21 protein-coding genes and 1 riboswitch are annotated in these 15,470 nt (G+C 35.2%); of the genes, 11 read left to right on the forward strand and 10 right to left on the reverse strand.

Features of this window, described 5'->3' with window-relative positions; translation table 11 throughout:
- Positions 1-8: 8 nt before the first annotated feature.
- The gene (locus ACMGE6_RS03510) at positions 9-1,049 is read right to left on the reverse strand and encodes a sensor histidine kinase (protein WP_414054450.1); all 1,041 of its coding nucleotides are present in this window, start codon (positions 1,047-1,049) and stop codon (positions 9-11) included.
- Entirely contained in the window at positions 1,036-1,509 is a 474-nt protein-coding gene (locus ACMGE6_RS03515; RefSeq protein ID WP_414054451.1) for a GAF domain-containing protein, read from the reverse strand. Before ACMGE6_RS03515 ends, ACMGE6_RS03510 begins: the two co-directional genes overlap by 14 nt.
- A gap of 128 nt (positions 1,510-1,637) precedes the next feature.
- Here ACMGE6_RS03515 and fdhD point away from each other — a divergent pair, with 128 nt between their 5' ends.
- Complete coding sequence (gene fdhD / locus ACMGE6_RS03520; RefSeq protein WP_414054452.1) at positions 1,638-2,426, forward strand: formate dehydrogenase accessory sulfurtransferase FdhD; 789 nt, start codon at positions 1,638-1,640, stop codon at positions 2,424-2,426.
- A gap of 47 nt (positions 2,427-2,473) precedes the next feature.
- Here the strand turns inward: fdhD and ACMGE6_RS03525 are convergent, their stop codons facing one another.
- From ACMGE6_RS03525 to ACMGE6_RS03550, 6 genes are all read right to left on the reverse strand, one after another.
- A complete protein-coding gene (locus ACMGE6_RS03525) occupies positions 2,474-2,755 on the reverse strand; it encodes a hypothetical protein (RefSeq protein ID WP_414045179.1) in 282 nt (93 codons plus the stop codon).
- Entirely contained in the window at positions 2,745-3,071 is a 327-nt protein-coding gene (locus ACMGE6_RS03530; RefSeq protein ID WP_414054453.1) for a hypothetical protein, read from the reverse strand. Before ACMGE6_RS03530 ends, ACMGE6_RS03525 begins: the two co-directional genes overlap by 11 nt.
- 123 nt (positions 3,072-3,194) lie before the next feature.
- Positions 3,195-3,746, reverse strand: a complete 552-nt coding sequence (locus ACMGE6_RS03535) for a biotin transporter BioY (RefSeq protein ID WP_414054454.1) — start codon at positions 3,744-3,746, stop codon at positions 3,195-3,197.
- 135 nt (positions 3,747-3,881) lie between these two features.
- Positions 3,882-4,811 (reverse strand): ABC transporter substrate-binding protein, encoded by a 930-nt coding sequence (locus ACMGE6_RS03540; RefSeq protein ID WP_414054455.1) that lies wholly within the window; start codon positions 4,809-4,811, stop codon positions 3,882-3,884.
- Between the two features lie 130 nt (positions 4,812-4,941).
- On the reverse strand, positions 4,942-6,084 hold the full coding sequence (locus tag ACMGE6_RS03545; protein WP_414054456.1) for an acyl-CoA dehydrogenase family protein: 1,143 nt from the start codon (positions 6,082-6,084) through the stop codon (positions 4,942-4,944).
- A gap of 10 nt (positions 6,085-6,094) precedes the next feature.
- A complete protein-coding gene (locus tag ACMGE6_RS03550; protein WP_414047502.1) occupies positions 6,095-6,694 on the reverse strand; it encodes a C39 family peptidase in 600 nt (199 codons plus the stop codon).
- A 122-nt stretch (positions 6,695-6,816) separates the two neighbouring features.
- Between ACMGE6_RS03550 and modB the strand changes: the two genes are divergently transcribed.
- Positions 6,817-7,488, forward strand: coding sequence for a molybdate ABC transporter permease subunit (modB, locus tag ACMGE6_RS03555; RefSeq protein WP_414054457.1), 672 nt, complete (start codon positions 6,817-6,819; stop codon positions 7,486-7,488).
- Between the two features lie 137 nt (positions 7,489-7,625).
- On the forward strand, positions 7,626-8,342 hold the full coding sequence (deoD, locus tag ACMGE6_RS03560) for a purine-nucleoside phosphorylase (RefSeq protein ID WP_414054458.1): 717 nt from the start codon (positions 7,626-7,628) through the stop codon (positions 8,340-8,342).
- Between the two features lie 39 nt (positions 8,343-8,381).
- On the opposite strand, the gene ACMGE6_RS03565 is transcribed toward deoD, so the two are convergent.
- A complete protein-coding gene (locus tag ACMGE6_RS03565; protein WP_414045187.1) occupies positions 8,382-8,741 on the reverse strand; it encodes a hypothetical protein in 360 nt (119 codons plus the stop codon).
- Between the two features lie 195 nt (positions 8,742-8,936).
- Between ACMGE6_RS03565 and ACMGE6_RS03570 the strand changes: the two genes are divergently transcribed.
- The 3 genes from ACMGE6_RS03570 to ACMGE6_RS03580 all read left to right on the forward strand — a co-directional run bounded on the left by ACMGE6_RS03570 (position 8,937) and on the right by ACMGE6_RS03580 (position 11,120).
- Positions 8,937-9,545 (forward strand): DedA family protein, encoded by a 609-nt coding sequence (locus tag ACMGE6_RS03570; protein ID WP_414054459.1) that lies wholly within the window; start codon positions 8,937-8,939, stop codon positions 9,543-9,545.
- Between the two features lie 277 nt (positions 9,546-9,822).
- Positions 9,823-10,605 (forward strand): TerC family protein, encoded by a 783-nt coding sequence (locus ACMGE6_RS03575; RefSeq protein WP_414045189.1) that lies wholly within the window; start codon positions 9,823-9,825, stop codon positions 10,603-10,605.
- Positions 10,606-10,697: 92 nt separating this feature from the next.
- Positions 10,698-11,120: a hemerythrin domain-containing protein gene (locus tag ACMGE6_RS03580; protein WP_414045190.1), complete on the forward strand. Its 423-nt coding sequence runs from the start codon at positions 10,698-10,700 to the stop codon at positions 11,118-11,120.
- Between the two features lie 36 nt (positions 11,121-11,156).
- On the opposite strand, the gene ACMGE6_RS03585 is transcribed toward ACMGE6_RS03580, so the two are convergent.
- Entirely contained in the window at positions 11,157-11,600 is a 444-nt protein-coding gene (locus ACMGE6_RS03585) for a hypothetical protein (RefSeq protein WP_414045191.1), read from the reverse strand.
- 93 nt (positions 11,601-11,693) lie between these two features.
- A riboswitch (TPP riboswitch) is annotated at positions 11,694-11,795 on the forward strand.
- 60 nt (positions 11,796-11,855) lie between these two features.
- On the opposite strand from ACMGE6_RS03585, the gene ACMGE6_RS03590 reads away from it, so the two are divergent.
- From ACMGE6_RS03590 to ACMGE6_RS03610, 5 genes are read left to right on the forward strand one after another with little or no spacing between them, the layout of a single operon-like run.
- Positions 11,856-12,446: a thiamine phosphate synthase gene (locus ACMGE6_RS03590; protein ID WP_414054460.1), complete on the forward strand. Its 591-nt coding sequence runs from the start codon at positions 11,856-11,858 to the stop codon at positions 12,444-12,446.
- Entirely contained in the window at positions 12,419-13,534 is a 1,116-nt protein-coding gene (locus ACMGE6_RS03595) for an NAD(P)/FAD-dependent oxidoreductase (protein ID WP_414054461.1), read from the forward strand. Before ACMGE6_RS03590 ends, ACMGE6_RS03595 begins: the two co-directional genes overlap by 28 nt.
- Positions 13,515-13,712, forward strand: a complete 198-nt coding sequence (thiS, locus tag ACMGE6_RS03600; RefSeq protein WP_414045194.1) for a sulfur carrier protein ThiS — start codon at positions 13,515-13,517, stop codon at positions 13,710-13,712. The genes ACMGE6_RS03595 and thiS overlap by 20 nt, the downstream gene beginning before the upstream one ends.
- A gap of 1 nt (position 13,713) precedes the next feature.
- A complete protein-coding gene (locus ACMGE6_RS03605; RefSeq protein ID WP_414045195.1) occupies positions 13,714-14,481 on the forward strand; it encodes a thiazole synthase in 768 nt (255 codons plus the stop codon).
- Positions 14,478-15,464: a HesA/MoeB/ThiF family protein gene (locus tag ACMGE6_RS03610; protein ID WP_414054462.1), complete on the forward strand. Its 987-nt coding sequence runs from the start codon at positions 14,478-14,480 to the stop codon at positions 15,462-15,464. The genes ACMGE6_RS03605 and ACMGE6_RS03610 overlap by 4 nt, the downstream gene beginning before the upstream one ends.
- Positions 15,465-15,470 lie beyond the last annotated feature (6 nt).

Genomic DNA, 15,470 nt, shown 5'->3' on the forward strand with positions numbered 1-15,470 from the left:
TCTCCCCCTTATAGTGGGATGGTGAGTGTAATAAACGTTCCCTTGCCTTTCTCACTGTTTATATTTACAGAGCCACCGACAATCTCTGCTCTTTCCTGCATCCCAAAAATTCCTAATCCTGTCCCCTGCGGTGTTTCTCCAATTTCGAAACCATCTCCGTTATCGCTAATCTCAACGATTAATTCCTCTTCTTCTCTTTGAACAAGCACATGTACTTCATCAACATTCGCATATTTTAAAGCATTAAGTATCGCTTCCTGTGTAATGCGATAAACTGCTGTTTCTATTTCATTTGAGAAACGTTCATTCTCAATATTAGTATCAAATTGTACTTCCAATCCGTAATTCTTCTCTAATTGTTTAAAGTGAGAACGAAATGCTGCTACCAATCCTAAATCATCTAATGAGGACGGTCTAAGCTCTAGTGATAAATTTCTAATATCATTCATAAGTCGCGACATTGATCCTTCAATTAATTGGATATGTTTGTCACGTTCTTCATCTTCTTTATATTTTATTAAACGTAAATCAACAACGACGTTCAGTAGTTCCTGCACAACACTGTCATGAAGCTCACGAGAAATTCTTTTTCTTTCATTTTCCTGAGCATTAATAATTTTTCGAGTAATTGTTTTTTGATGTAACATCTCCTGGGTTCTAAGTTGAGGAGAAACATTTTGTAGTGTTAGTACTTTCACATTAGCGTCATGTTGCAACGTAACAAAAGATGCTGAATAAGCCACAGGTTCCCCGATACTATTCTTTAAGAATAATTGAAATGATTGTCTACTTTTATCCTCTTTCATAAAGCAATTCATACAGGTCATTAACGCATGTTCATTTGTATAACCCATACACGTTGTACAAAAGCTTTCCAGTAATGCGTCTAGATTAGATTCATAATTCAGCACACGTATTGCTGCATCATTCATCGTTAGAATCGAGTTATCTGCATTGATAAATATGATCAGTTCTTCAGTATCATTATAATAATGCTTGATGAGTTCTTCTAATAAGGATTCACTATATTGATGGTTACTGCGTAACACTGTTAATCACATCCTTACGATAAAAGGCACCAAATCCATGATTTAATTCACGATTTACTTCTTCAAACATATCTAAATCAAATGGCTTTTTATTACGATTTCCAATCAATAACACCGCAGCTACTTTATTATATTTCCATAATGGCAGTGCAATAAAGCAAGTCAGCTTTTCAAAGTTTACTATCGGAAATTCAAATAAGTGATGAGCAATTTTACTAGTTGTAACATCTAATTCAATCCACGGTCTTCCAGACTTTAGAACAAGTCCGGCGATACCTTTTCCTTTTTGTAATTCAATTTTCTTATAGCGATTATTTAACGCACCCGATATATGCGTCCATTTAATATTCGTTTGAGCAATTAAATCATTTGGCATCGCTATACCAACCAAGTCGACATTTAATTTTTCTTTTAATTTTTCTACATGCGACTGATAGTCTTCCCCGAAAAAAGATTCCATGACATAAACCTGCCTTAATTAATTTTAATCCTTAACTTTAATTATACAATGCTTATAAATATTAATATAATCTTAGCTATATTTATATCATTGTACTATTATATAATAACGTTATAGGAGCTGATAAAATGGCATATGAAGTGTATCAAAATAAGCAAATTATTAAATATATAGATGGTCAGTTAGTTGCGTTAGAAGATACTGTTGCCAACGAATTTCCCCTCACAATTTATATCAATCACGAAGAGTTTGCCACAATAGTTTGCACTCCCAAATATTTACGCGAACTTATTTTTGGTTTTCTCGCTTCAGAAGGCGTTATAAGAAAGCATAGTGATATCAAATCATTTCATCTAGACGATTCTAAAGGATTATGCCATGTAGAACTAACACAGCCATTTGACAATTCTCATAATCCTACTAAACGAATGATCAGTTCATGTTGCGGAAAAAGTAGACAATTTTATTTCGTCAATGATGTGAAAACATCAAAAATTGCGACGACCATTCGAACGATTTCGCCAGATGAAATATTCTATTTAATGAATACAATGCAGCAAAAAAGTACTGATTTTAAGGTAACCGGTGGATTACATAATGCAGCAATCAGTGATGGTAAAGATTTTTACCTACATCGCAACGATATTGGACGCCACAATGCACTTGATAAATTGTACGGTCATTGTATACTCAATCATATTCCTATCAAAGATAAAGTTTTAATATTTTCCGGTAGAATTTCCTCTGAAATATTAATCAAAGCATCCAAAATAGGTGTCGGTATCATCTTAAGTAAGTCTGCACCGACTGATTTAGCAATTGCACTGGCAGATGATTTGAATATAACTGCTGTCGGTTTTGTAAGAAACGATACATTTAATGTATACAGTCATCCAGAACGTATCACCACAAAATAATATTATATTAAAAAACCTCTAATCTCATATCGAGAATTAGAGGTTTTTCATTTCAATTGAATAGTACCGGCAATCTTTAATTGACGACCGCATGTTACTTTATATTCAATCATATTATTTGCCTGAAACAGATCCAGAAAGAGTAATTCGTCAGTATACACATCATTTTTAAATGTTGCCTGATGAGATAATACCAGTGGCACATCTAATAGACTCATAACTTTGTGCATCACCAGATTGCCAGGGACGATCTCCTTTGCTGCTTCATATTCACCATGTACAGTTTTCAAATATCGATTTAATTCATTCACCGTAATACTAAACTGCATGAGACACCTCTTCTAAGTAAGTTGAAACCACTGTTGCTTTCAGTACATGCTGATTATAATAATTTAATTCATAAGTGTACTGTTCAACTTGTCTAATACGTCGTTGATCAATCAATTTTATTTCCACCTGATATTCTGTATCTGTGATTACTTCATTACAGGAAATTAATTGTTTAGCATGGTAGTGATCTTTTCTTAATTTTGAATAATTGGATATAAGCCATGCTTTAATAAGTAATACATCCGGAACACGCTGCCCTTTTCCACCCATCAATGCTACATCTTCATCCGAAAAACTTACTGTTAAAGTCTCCAATCTATTTCCCACGCTTTCTTATAATTAATAGGAAAACTACCCATATGATACCATTTCTATTTAGTCTAACATGAAAAAGGTTACATTTGCTTTTTATTTTAATAATAAAAAAGTTTACGCATATTATTGAATGCGTAAACTTTTTCGTATTGATGGATTGTTACGTAACTTCACCGCTAAGAATGCAGCAATCAGTCCTTTTACACAGTCACCAGGGATAAAGACTAATACTGATTTTAAAGCGGATAGTATGTCTTGTTTTAAATTAAACGCCATAAAGATACCACCGATTAAATTGCAGAGTAATGCTCCAATGAAAGCGTTGATAATAAATACTTGCCATACTTTAGGCGATTTCATACGTTCAACTAACAAACCGATTAAAAAAGCTATAATCGGAAACGATAAAATGTAGCCTCCGGTTGGCCCAAAAAATAAAGCAAATCCTCCACGTCCTCCAGAAAGTACGGGTAATCCAATGGCTACTAACGTTATAAAAACTAATACAGACAACCCTCCTAAACGACTCCCTAGTAAACATCCTGCTAATATGTATCCTAAGTTCTGAAAAGTAAAGGGTACAGGAATACCTGGGATACTGATTGGCGGGAGTAATCCTAACACGGCAATTAACGCAGTAAACATTCCTACAGTTACTAAATCTTTTGTCTTCATATTGAACCTCATTTCTCACAGAATAATCCTATTATAACAATAATGTTAACCTTAAATAAACAACAAGTTTACTATTGAACTAAAAATAAAAGCTGATAGTTATCAGCTTTTATTCTTAATTATATTCACTTTAAGTTACTTATCTAATTTTAATAATGCATCTTTCAGAACTTTACGTTGATGTTCAAGAGAGATTGGATCATTGAACCAGAAATCTTCTGCATCGTATTGAACCAATTTATTATTTTTAACAGCATCCATGTTTTTCCACACTTTAGATTCAGTGACTGTATTTGAAATTTTACCTGTATCACTTGAAACAAGAACGATATCACCTGCATAATCTCCTAAACTTTCTGCAGAAACTTTTTTCCAGCCTGTTGGTTTTACATCTTTCGTAATTTTATCCTGCATTTTTAAGCCGAACGCTTGATATATAATTTCTGAACCGCGTCCCCAGTTATCGCCATACACGTAAATTTCTTTTTGGAAGAATTGAAAAATTGAATATGTTTTATCTGCACCTAAATGTTTTTTTATCTCTTCTCCGTCTTTCTTCGTTTCTTCATTCCACTTATCTACAAATGCTTTAGCCTCTTTTTCTTTACCAACAATCTTGCCTAATAATTGATGAACATCTAAATAACTATGTTTAGTGTAAGTGAACGGAATCGTTGGAGCAATCTTTGCATATTTTGCATTATCTTTATCAGTATCAAATGACAAAATTAAATCAGGTTTTAATTTAATAATTTTCTCGATTTCACCTGGGTTTAACTTTTCTACACCTTTTAATTTAGGCTTTAATATATCAGATTGGAATACATATTGATCTGCGCCAACAGGTTTCACTCCTAAATCTAATAAATTTCCAACGTAACTTGCTCCCATCACAACAATTCGTTTTGGTGTTTTAGGAATTTTAATTGTTTTTCCGTTATCTAATTTATAATCCACCATTTCTGATTTATCAGCAGTACCTTTACTTTCTTTTTTATCACTATTTCCTCCACACGCTGCAAGTAACATCACGCATGCGACTAATAAAGCCAATAACTTTTTCATGTTCCATCCTCCAATTGAGATTGATTATCAATACCATTTAATTATAATCGCTTTATATAAATAAGCAAATGTTTTTCGAAAAATAAAAAGAACAATTTTACACAAAAATAGACTCAGAATAATTCTAAGTCTATTGTTTATTCATCAATGTATTCACTATCATTCTTTCAACCGCATCATCCATCGGTGGATTATGTAATCCTGCACGCATTGAACGGAAAATTCTTTCCATAATGCGCGTCTGTTCTAAGCTTTTTGCACCAAAGACACGCATGCATAAATCCACGACTTGAAGACCATTGTTTACAACTATCGTCTTAGCTAAACCAAATGTATTCCCGAGTACTTCAGTTTTTCCTGCGAGATGAAGATCACACGCATGATATATAAAATGACGAGAAGTCGTATTTAATATTTCAGCTTGTGCAATCTTTTCTTGTATATGCGATAGTGCTGCAATCGGTGTCTCCAAAGAATTTGGTTGATAATTTTGACTGAATGTAACGGCCTCAGTCACAGCTCTTTCTGCCATTCCTAAGTAAATTGCCGGGATATGCAGCAACCACGGATTAGGCTTTCTTTCACGATTAACTTCAAGTAAATATTCTTTTGGTATTTTTACATCTTTAAAAATGATGTCATGACTTGCCGTTGCTCGCATACCTACCATATCCCACGTCTTTACAATTTCAATCCCTTTCGTGTCTGCAGGAACGTAATAAAAGCACATCGCTTTTTGTACGGGGTCAAAAGCACCTACTATAAAGTGCGTCAAGCGCTCACTCATTGACGCAAAAGTTTTTGTACCATTAATAATATATTTATCGTCATCCAGTACTGCGCTCGTCGCCGGCTTTCCTCCACGTGTGGGACTCCCCATCTCACTTTCTGATACGATACGATTCGTGATTCCACCGTTATGGATATCATCGATAAATTGCGCTGTCATATTATCCGGCCATAAGTTACCTTCGAATACTTCACCTACAATACCTAAATGCCAACCAATAGATAATGCTGTTGATTCATCAAGTTGAGCAAGATGTGATTGTATGTAGATGAGTTCTTTAATGTTTGCACCCATTCCGCCATGTTCTATAGGAAGCGTCAACATATGATAGTTCTCTATAAGCAACCAATCGATCAACTTGTGATTGAGTTCAGCTGCCTGATCAGCTTCACGTGCACTCTGTTCAATCCATTCTTTATTCTGCTCAAACTGCTCTAACCATTTACGTTCCAAATCTGTTTCTAAAAATAATGCTTCCTCCATTAGTTTCACCTCATATAATTATACTCATTCGCCCAGCGTTCTCATATCTACGTTCCAGTGTACGTCTTCTAACTTTCATCAACTGATGTTTCATTGGAAATATAGCAGGGATTTTAATGAAACCAAATTTCGCCCATAATGGATCAATCATGTAGTAATAATCATCATCCATTCCTACAAGTAATGTAATATGTATATTTGAAACAAATTCAAACATCTGCCCCTCAACTTTAAACTTTCTAAACATCGGTTCAATCTTAAAATGTGTGGCGTAAAGTACTACCGAATGATTATTCATAATGGCCTGCTCCAGTTCTGCCATCGATTGTCCCGTACTATCAACAGCACCATAATATCTTTTCAAATAATCTACCATCACGTTCGGAAAGACAGTTTGATGACGATCAGGTTTAATTACACGCTTGGGACCTACGTAGCCCTTAAAAGGATTTGTTTTATGCTTGGGGATTTCCGCTAAAATTCTACGTGTAGATAACCTTATACCTTTATACTGTAATCCCATTGATACTGCCACTGCTTCACAACCTAATAAATAAAAGTGTGGAAACCACTGTGTCTTAGGCTTAATATTTAATATTAACTTGTTCATCTTCATCCCCGCCTGTTCGTTGTTAACTGTAATTAAATAGGAAAACATTTCAATTATCAAATAAATTGTTTAGTCATGCTATAATGAGATAAATTATTTTATTGTAGATAAGGAGCAAAGTAATGCGTGAATTAATATTTGATGACACATTTGTATCACCCATTCTTATCTCATTAAAAGTTGCTGGAGTAGCTACGCTTCTCAGCTTAGTAATTGGTTTAATGCTTCATTATTACATTGGACAATATACTTTTCCCGGGAAATCTCTCGTTGAATCACTCATTATGTTACCTATGGTATTACCTCCCACAGTGGTTGGTTTCATATTACTAATGGTGCTCGGAAAAAATGGTCCTGCCGGCAAACTGATAGAACATATCTTCCATCAACCGCTCATCTTTACTATATATGCGGCCATAGTAGCTTCTACTCTTGTCGCATTACCTTTAATGTACCAGTCACTCAAAATCGGTATAGAACAAGTTCCGCAATCTGTTATTAATGCTGCAACTGTTGATGGGGCGAAAAAAAGACAAGTATTCTTTCATATTATTTTACCATTAACAAAACCTGCCCTATTAACCGGTATCATGTTATCATTTGCCCGCGCAATCGGTGAGTTTGGTGCCACACTTATCTTTGCTGGTAATATACCCGGTATTACAGAAACAATGCCAACAGCTATATATATTGCAATTGAAAATAATGAAATGACCTTAGCATGGGGATGGGTCGGGATTATGATTACATTATCATTTATCATGATGCTGTCTACACAACTACTCAGAAAATAGTTTGAAAAGGAACTGATTTTATAACGTTATATTTTTATCATGATTCTTTATATTATAATTCATCATGTTACTTGAAATAATACAGATTACTCTGTAGACTGAAGTTAAAATTATAGAAACTAAAGGAGACTTATCTTATGTCTAAATCAACACCTCATATCAAACCGGAAAATAATCCAATTGCAGAGACGATTCTTTTACCAGGAGATCCATTACGCGCAAAATTTATCGCTGAAACTTACTTAGAAGATGTTGTTCAATTCAATGAAGTACGTAATATGTTCGGTTACACTGGAACATACAAAGGCAAAAAGATTTCTGTTATGGGTACTGGCATGGGGATTCCATCAATCGGTATCTACTCTTATGAATTAATCCACACTTTTGGTGTTAAGAATTTAATTCGTGTAGGCTCTTGTGGTGCAATGCAGGAAGATATCAATGTTTACGATGTCATTATTGCACAAGGTGCATCTACTGACTCTAACTACGTAAATCAATATGGTTTACCGGGCCATTTCGCACCGATCGCTGATTTTGATTTATTATCTCGTGCTAAAAAATTAGCAGATGAAAAAGGTGTCCCTAATCATGTAGGTAACGTATTATCATCTGATATTTTTTACAATGCAGATCAACAAGCAACTGATAAATGGCGCTCAATGGGCATCTTAGCAGTTGAAATGGAATCAGCAGGTCTTTACATGAATGCTGCTTACGCTGGTGGAGATGTACGTGCATTAGGTATTTTCACAGTAAGCGATCACTTATTAACACATGAAGAAACTACGCCAGAAGAACGTCAAACATCTTTCACAAAAATGATGGAAATCGCTTTAGAAATCGTAGAATAATAAACAATGCCGGATTCAATGAGAATCCGGCATTATATATTATTCAGTAACTTTATCCTGACGTTTCTTAACTTTTTCGACTTGTTCATTGATATAATTCACAAATGCGTCTTTATCTCCTTCTGTCACTTTCGACATCGGTATATTTCCCATATGAAATTCAAGCATTATACCTTCTTCAGTGACGATTGCTTGATTAATCTCATTATAGCCTACTACACGTTCATATACTTTCTCTCCCATATCTACATTCATAAATAATCGTTCACTCGTTGCAATATATGCCCCATCAAATTCAGTTTGATCACCAACAGGAAAATGAATCGTTCCATAGATATCTAATCCTAATTGTTCATCCGGCAATAATTCAGATTGTGCAATTTGTTTAAATTTATTCATCATCTTTCTCCTTCTTATATATTGTTAATTATTTTCTTATCCCTCTAATACCCCTCTCATATAAGTCTAATCGTCTAAATATTTAGTAAAAAAATGATAATCAAATCTTAAAATCACTTTGTTTATCATATATTTTGTAATTTCCAGTCATTTCACGTTAAAATATAGTTTAATACTAATATTTGGAGTGACGTTATGCAGGAATGGATAATGAAAATAATGGAACAGTTCGGATACTTTGGCGTATTCTTTTTAATATTGCTAGAAAATGTCTTTCCCCCTATTCCATCTGAGGTAATACTGACATTTGGTGGATTTATGGTCGATCAATCGCCAAAGTTAACGTTCATCGGAATGCTTAATGCTTCAACTTTAGGTGCAGTTATTGGTGCCATCATATTATATTACGCAGGGCATATCCTGGGTTTACGTAGAATTGAAAAGATTGTTGATAAATACGGTTTTATCTTAAGACTAGATATTCATGATTTACATAGTGCAAATAAATGGTTTAATAAATATGGTTATATAGCCGTTTTTCTATGCCGATTTGTACCGCTTATCCGTAGTTTAATCTCCATACCCGCTGGTCTTAGTCAGATGTCGCTCATTCCTTTTATCGTTTATACCACAATAGGCACGCTAATATGGAATGCTGTCCTGATTTATTTAGGTATGATGCTTGGTCAGAACTGGGAGCTTGTACTCCACTACTTTGATATGTATTCTAATATATTCTATGGATTAATGGTGACACTCATCATCTGCGGCGTTATTTGGTTATATCGCAGAAAAAAAGATTAATTGTTTAGAAAGTATGGATTGAAAACAAAATTATAGATATAATTTTAGAAATATGCTATTATTATATTAATCTTGTTTATTCATATGGATAAACGACAAAATGAATATCCTAAGACTTATGTCGAAGGGGAGTAGCTCAGAGGGAGACCTCAAGCATAATATCGTCATTACGAAGTTATGGAACTTCCGGTATTATGGAACTTACTGTTCAGCGAGACCTTTGCCAATATTTTTGGCATGGGTCTTTTTATATTCATTAAAATAAGGAGGAATTATATTGGATCCAAGTATTTTAATGGCATATGCCTGGGTAGTATTAGTTTTAATTGTATTAGAAGGTTTACTTGCAGCCGATAACGCTATCGTTATGGCCGTAATGGTAAAGCATTTACCGGAAGAACAACGTAAGAAAGCATTATTTTATGGCTTAATGGGTGCATTTATCTTTAGATTTATCTCATTATTCTTCATTACATTCTTAGCGAAATACTGGCAAATTCAAGCTTTAGGTGCCGCATATCTTATCTTTATGTCCGTCAAAAGCTTATACGCATACTTTAAGAAAAAGAATCATTCAGATGACGACAGTGTACCAGATATCGCGGAAGAAGAAGCAATGCCTAAAGGTAGCGGCTTCTGGATGACGGTTCTTAAAGTTGAGGGTGCAGATATTGCATTTGCCATTGATTCAATGCTTGCAGCGATTGCAATTGCAGTCACATTGCCTAAAGTAGGCCCTGACTTCATGGGATTAAATGCAGGTCAATTTACAGTCATGTTCATCGGTGGGATGCTCGGCGTCGTATTAATGCGATTTGCTGCAACTTACTTTATCAAGATTCTTGAAACATATCCTGGACTTGAAGCAGCCGCTTTTGCAATTGTCGGCTGGATTGGTGTTAAGCTAGTAGTATTAGTGCTCGCTCACGAATCAATCCATATACTACCACACGCATTCCCACATTCATTGCAATGGCAACTTATCTTCTGGGGTGTATTACTTTCAATCTTAGTGATTGGATTTGTAACGAGTAAACGTGGGCACAGCAAACAATCATAAAACAAATATTTAAGACTAGGGAATCCCCTAGTCTTTTTATTGTGCCTTCTATAATACAATAGTATTAAACTACCTATATTGGAGATGATGATATGTCAGTCGGACCATCTTTAAGACAGTTGCACGCACACAAACAAATACATGATACCGGCCTTAGTCTTGCGATAAACATGACAGATGAACTCATTAGAACGTATCAAAATGGCACAGAAGAAGAAATAATTCAGGAAGTTATCGCACTCGTTGATTTTTTTGAATCACGTGTCATTAGTCATGCTGATGCTGAGGAAGAAGAAGATGGTTTCTATACAGAAGCTGTCAATAAAAATCCTGAGCTCCACGATAAAATTCAGCAATTGACACGTGATCATGATATTATGCGCCAAATTGTTGCAAAGATTAAAACTCAAATGGAACAAGAGGGCTTCTCAACTCAAATTATTGATTACTTTAGAAGTTTAATCATCGTGAATGAAATCCACTCTCGCGATGAAGAAAGATTCCTATTAAAATAGCAAAAGGCTGGAACAGAATTTTTAAGTTCCAGCCTTTTATAATAACGTCATTACATGTTGGCCTAAAAACGTTACAAATACCTGCTCATCTTCTACCCTTAAATATCCCGCTTCTACATAATCATTTAACAGCACATCCAGGTCACTTTTTGTAAGAGTTGATGATTCGTGTGCTGCAATATTATAAAGCTGTTGTATAGTAATATTATCACCTTCGTGATATTTGATGGTACTTACAATATATTTATAGAGCTTGACCTCTTCTTCTGCCTGCAGATTTTCTGTTTCCAGTTCTTCCTCTTCAGCAATTTCTCTTAATATTTCTTCAGTCGTCATACGTTCTTGTTGTATCAATGATTGCATATCATTCAGTGGATCTTCATTATTTTGCATCATTGCTTCTTTATCATAAACAATCTCATGTGGTATTAACTCAGTACGTTCATCAATTAATAATGAGATTTTTTCTTCTTCGTTCATTCGTCACACCTCATTTTCTACATAATTTATTTTATCACGAATATCGGTTGATTGAAATTACATATAACTAATGGTAGGCTTATATAGAATTAAATATTTAGCTAGGGGTGCTCATTTGAGCTGAGAGGAATTCACTTCCGACTCTTTGAACCTGATTTGGTTAACACCAACGTAGGGAAGCGTGATTGCATGATAAGTAGTTTTAATATTACTATCCAACACCCGCTAGCATAGTCTAACGGGTGTTTTTTTGAGGTGAAACAGTTGTTTATTATGATTACTCCATCTATTCCTTCGACGGATGTCATGCATCAAATGATTAATATAAAAGACGAAATTGATGGTGTTATTCTACGCTTTGAATCTTCAGAAGAAGAAATCATCGATTTTATCAACCGATTATGTTTAAGCTTTCCAAAAGATAAAATCATTGTTCATAACAATCCTAAAATATTGTTTAAGTGTGGATTGCATCGTATTCACTTTAAAGAAAACTATTCAAATATCAAAACTTTCATCAACAATCATCCAGAAATTATTGTGAGTCAAAGTGTGCATTCACTATCTTCTGCACAACAGGCTGAAGCTTTAGAGCTGTCATTTATTTTATTTGGACATATTTTCCCTACTACTTCAAAACCTGGCTTACCGCCTCGGGCACATGATTTAAGTATTGATATTACAAACTTAAACATACCTGTTGTTGCGCTAGGCGGCATAAATAGTTCAACCATAAATAAGCTCAACACCAAGTTTTCTGGTGTGGCAGGTATCAGATTATTCATGAATACACAGGAGTTTCTTAAAGTAAAAAAGGAGTGGTTATTACGTACTACGATATCGTAATCATTGGTGGAGGCATTATTGGAGAAAATATTGCTTACTCCCTTCAATCAGAAACAAATCATATTGCATTAATTGATGATACGGATGGGTATAAGGCAACGCATGCTGCCGGAGGTATGCTCGGTGCTCAGAATGAATTCACAGAAGACAGCGCGCTCTATCAACTGTCAATGCTTGGACAACAAATGATGCCTGAGCATATCCAGAAATTAGAACAAATAACCGGCTTATCCATTGATTTGAAACAACACGGCTTACTTAAAATTGCTTCGCCTGGTGATTTAGAGCGTCTTATTAAACAGTATGAATTTTTACGATCAAACTTTAAAACAATCGACTGGATTGATGATCACCACATGTCTCAATTTGCGAATGGAATGATCAGCAGTAGCTTTCAGCAGGCGATGTGGATTCCGACAGACGGTCAGGTCAATGCCTTAAAATACCTTACTGCACTTAAACACGCTAATGCAGCTATTGATCGTATCAATGAAAAAGTCATTAACATCAGTAAATCAAATCATTTATATTGTCTCAGCACTTCCGGTGAAACCATCAATTGCGAAAAACTGATTATAGCTGCCGGATGTAAAAGTGATCATTTACTGAATATGGTAGGTTACGAATGTCCGATGCAAGGCGTTAAAGGAGAAGTCTTGACCTTACATCATCCAGATGTTCACTTTAATGAAACACTTTTTCAGACAAACGGCCATTATATCGTGCCAAAAGCAAACCATCATTATTTAATTGGAGCAACAACATCTCTTAATACGCAAAAAAGTCCCGGGGCAGCCGGTGTTAAATGGCTACTTGATGAAACATTTAAACTTGTCCCTGCGCTTGAATCAAGCACTATCGTTAAAATTGACTGTGGCTTTAGACCTGAAATCAAGCAACATCATCCCATTATCGGTCAGATTGATAACAACTTATTTGTTGCGACCGGACATTATCGGAACGGCATATTATTATCACGTATTACTGCTGAGCTTATTCGTCAGACAATATGCCAGCACGGAGAACTCTATCAGCAATTTAAATTTTCTTTTAGGTTAGGAGAGCAATATGAAAATATATATCAATGATGAAGTAGTTGAAACAGATAAAACTAATTTATCTGAGTTACTCACTGAATTTACATCTGACAAGAAAAGGATTGTCGCTTTAGTAGATGACGTGCCTATAGAACAGTCAAAATGGGAATCCATTATTTTAAAACCAGAACAAAAACTAGAACTATTAGAATTCGTAGGAGGCGGTTAATATGTTAAAGATAGGACCATTAGAATTATCATCTCGTTTAATATTAGGTACAGGAAAATTTAAAGATGGAGAAACACAGAAACAAGCTGTGGAGATGAGTGAAACAAATGCATTAACTTTTGCTGTAAGACGTATGAGTCTATATGATAAGTCATTACCCAACCCATTAGAATCTGTAGATCTTGATAAGTACATCACCTTCCCTAATACAGCCGGAGCCAAAACAGCTGAAGAAGCAGTAAAAATTGCTGACATTGCACGTATTGCAGGTATGTGTGACATGATTAAAGTAGAAATTATCGGAGATGATACAACACTTTTACCTGATAGTATCGAAACATATAAAGCATGTGAAATTCTTTTAGAAAAAGGGTTTATCGTTTGTCCATATATTCCATGTGACGTTGTACTTGCCAAAAAATTAGAAGCCCTTGGTTGTCATGCAATTATGCCACTTGGCGCACCTATCGGGACAGGTCTAGGTATTAACGACCCCCTTAACTTAAAATATATTATCGATGCTGTTAACGTACCAGTCATCGTTGATGCAGGCATAGGTTCTCCTAAAGATGCAAGTTTTGCTATGGAACTTGGGGCTGATGCCATCTTACTCAATACTGCTGTATCTAATGCACAAGATCCAGTAAAAATGGCTGAAGCTATGAAATATGCAGTAAAAGCAGGTCAACTGGCATTTGAAGCAGGTCGTATCCCTAAAAAATATACTGCTCAGGCTTCAAGTCCAATGGAAGGTCTTGACTTTCTATGAGTGAACGATTTGACCGACAAATCAAATCACCCAATTTCAGTTCAACAGCACAAAATAAGTTAGCTCATAGCACCTTCCTCATTATTGGGGGCGGTGCACTTGGAAGCACTGTATGTGAAATGTTAGCAAGAAGCGGCGCAGGACATCTCGTGATTTGTGACATGGATATTGTATCGATTAGCAATCTCCATCGCCAAAGTTTATTTGATGAACAGGATAGTGAAACATATCAATTAAAGGTCGACGCACTCGCTACACATATACAACGTATTAATCAAGACGTCAAAGTAACTAAAATACCTTACGAAATTGGTGCACATAATATAGAACAAATTATCGATAAATATCAGCCATTGTTACTTATTGATGGCACCGATAACTTTGAAACGCGCTACATTATTAACGATGCCTGTCATAAACATCAATTGCCATGGGTCTATGGTGCTTGTCTTGGAGTGAGTGGTACAGTGTACGGTATACAGAATGGTCCTTGCTTACGTTGTATCCTGCCTGAGGAACCTTCTACCGGTCAGGATTGTTCACTCTCAGGAATTATGCCGTATACTGCACACATGGTGGCAAGCCTGCAAGTCGCAGAAGTAATGCACTTTATAAGTCACGAGCGATTTTCCGGTAAACTGATGACTGTTGATTGTGATTTAATGAATTTTAAGACCCGAAATATCGATTTACTTCGTAACCCATCGTGTTCAACATGTATTAAAAATGACTATTCAAAACTTAAACAAAATACATCCTTCATGACGAAGATGTGTCACGGTAAGTATCAAACGCATGTGACACCTGAGTTATTTAACGCCGTAAATCATCATATAAAGCATCAAAATAATCACTTTAAATTACTATCTTTTCAAAATCGAAAAATCCATTTGCTGAGTAATGGTCGAATCATTATTTTTGATGTCAACTCATCTGAAGAAGCGACTAACGTCATTGACGCTTTAATTAAAACAACAGTATAACCTTTA

The organism is Macrococcus equi, assembly GCF_047426745.1.
Lineage (GTDB): Bacteria > Bacillota > Bacilli > Staphylococcales > Staphylococcaceae > Macrococcoides > Macrococcoides equi.

What these genes read in the sequence shown, in the direction of transcription:
- thiS (WP_414045194.1), top strand. Translation starts at nt 13,515, where the DNA reads ATGAAAATATATATCAATGATGAAGTAGTTGAAACAGATAAAACTAAT.
- ACMGE6_RS03605 (WP_414045195.1), top strand. Translation starts at nt 13,714, where the DNA reads ATGTTAAAGATAGGACCATTAGAATTATCATCTCGTTTAATATTAGGT.
- ACMGE6_RS03525 (WP_414045179.1), bottom strand. Translation starts at nt 2,755, where the DNA reads ATGCAGTTTAGTATTACGGTGAATGAATTAAATCGATATTTGAAAACT.
- ACMGE6_RS03515 (WP_414054451.1), bottom strand. Translation starts at nt 1,509, where the DNA reads ATGGAATCTTTTTTCGGGGAAGACTATCAGTCGCATGTAGAAAAATTA.
- ACMGE6_RS03585 (WP_414045191.1), bottom strand. Translation starts at nt 11,600, where the DNA reads ATGAACGAAGAAGAAAAAATCTCATTATTAATTGATGAACGTACTGAG.
- ACMGE6_RS03565 (WP_414045187.1), bottom strand. Translation starts at nt 8,741, where the DNA reads ATGAATAAATTTAAACAAATTGCACAATCTGAATTATTGCCGGATGAA.
- ACMGE6_RS03545 (WP_414054456.1), bottom strand. Translation starts at nt 6,084, where the DNA reads ATGGAGGAAGCATTATTTTTAGAAACAGATTTGGAACGTAAATGGTTA.
- modB (WP_414054457.1), top strand. Translation starts at nt 6,817, where the DNA reads ATGCGTGAATTAATATTTGATGACACATTTGTATCACCCATTCTTATC.
- ACMGE6_RS03580 (WP_414045190.1), top strand. Translation starts at nt 10,698, where the DNA reads ATGTCAGTCGGACCATCTTTAAGACAGTTGCACGCACACAAACAAATA.
- ACMGE6_RS03550 (WP_414047502.1), bottom strand. Translation starts at nt 6,694, where the DNA reads ATGAACAAGTTAATATTAAATATTAAGCCTAAGACACAGTGGTTTCCA.
- fdhD (WP_414054452.1), top strand. Translation starts at nt 1,638, where the DNA reads ATGGCATATGAAGTGTATCAAAATAAGCAAATTATTAAATATATAGAT.
- ACMGE6_RS03570 (WP_414054459.1), top strand. Translation starts at nt 8,937, where the DNA reads ATGCAGGAATGGATAATGAAAATAATGGAACAGTTCGGATACTTTGGC.
- ACMGE6_RS03540 (WP_414054455.1), bottom strand. Translation starts at nt 4,811, where the DNA reads ATGAAAAAGTTATTGGCTTTATTAGTCGCATGCGTGATGTTACTTGCA.
- ACMGE6_RS03610 (WP_414054462.1), top strand. Translation starts at nt 14,478, where the DNA reads ATGAGTGAACGATTTGACCGACAAATCAAATCACCCAATTTCAGTTCA.
- deoD (WP_414054458.1), top strand. Translation starts at nt 7,626, where the DNA reads ATGTCTAAATCAACACCTCATATCAAACCGGAAAATAATCCAATTGCA.
- ACMGE6_RS03535 (WP_414054454.1), bottom strand. Translation starts at nt 3,746, where the DNA reads ATGAAGACAAAAGATTTAGTAACTGTAGGAATGTTTACTGCGTTAATT.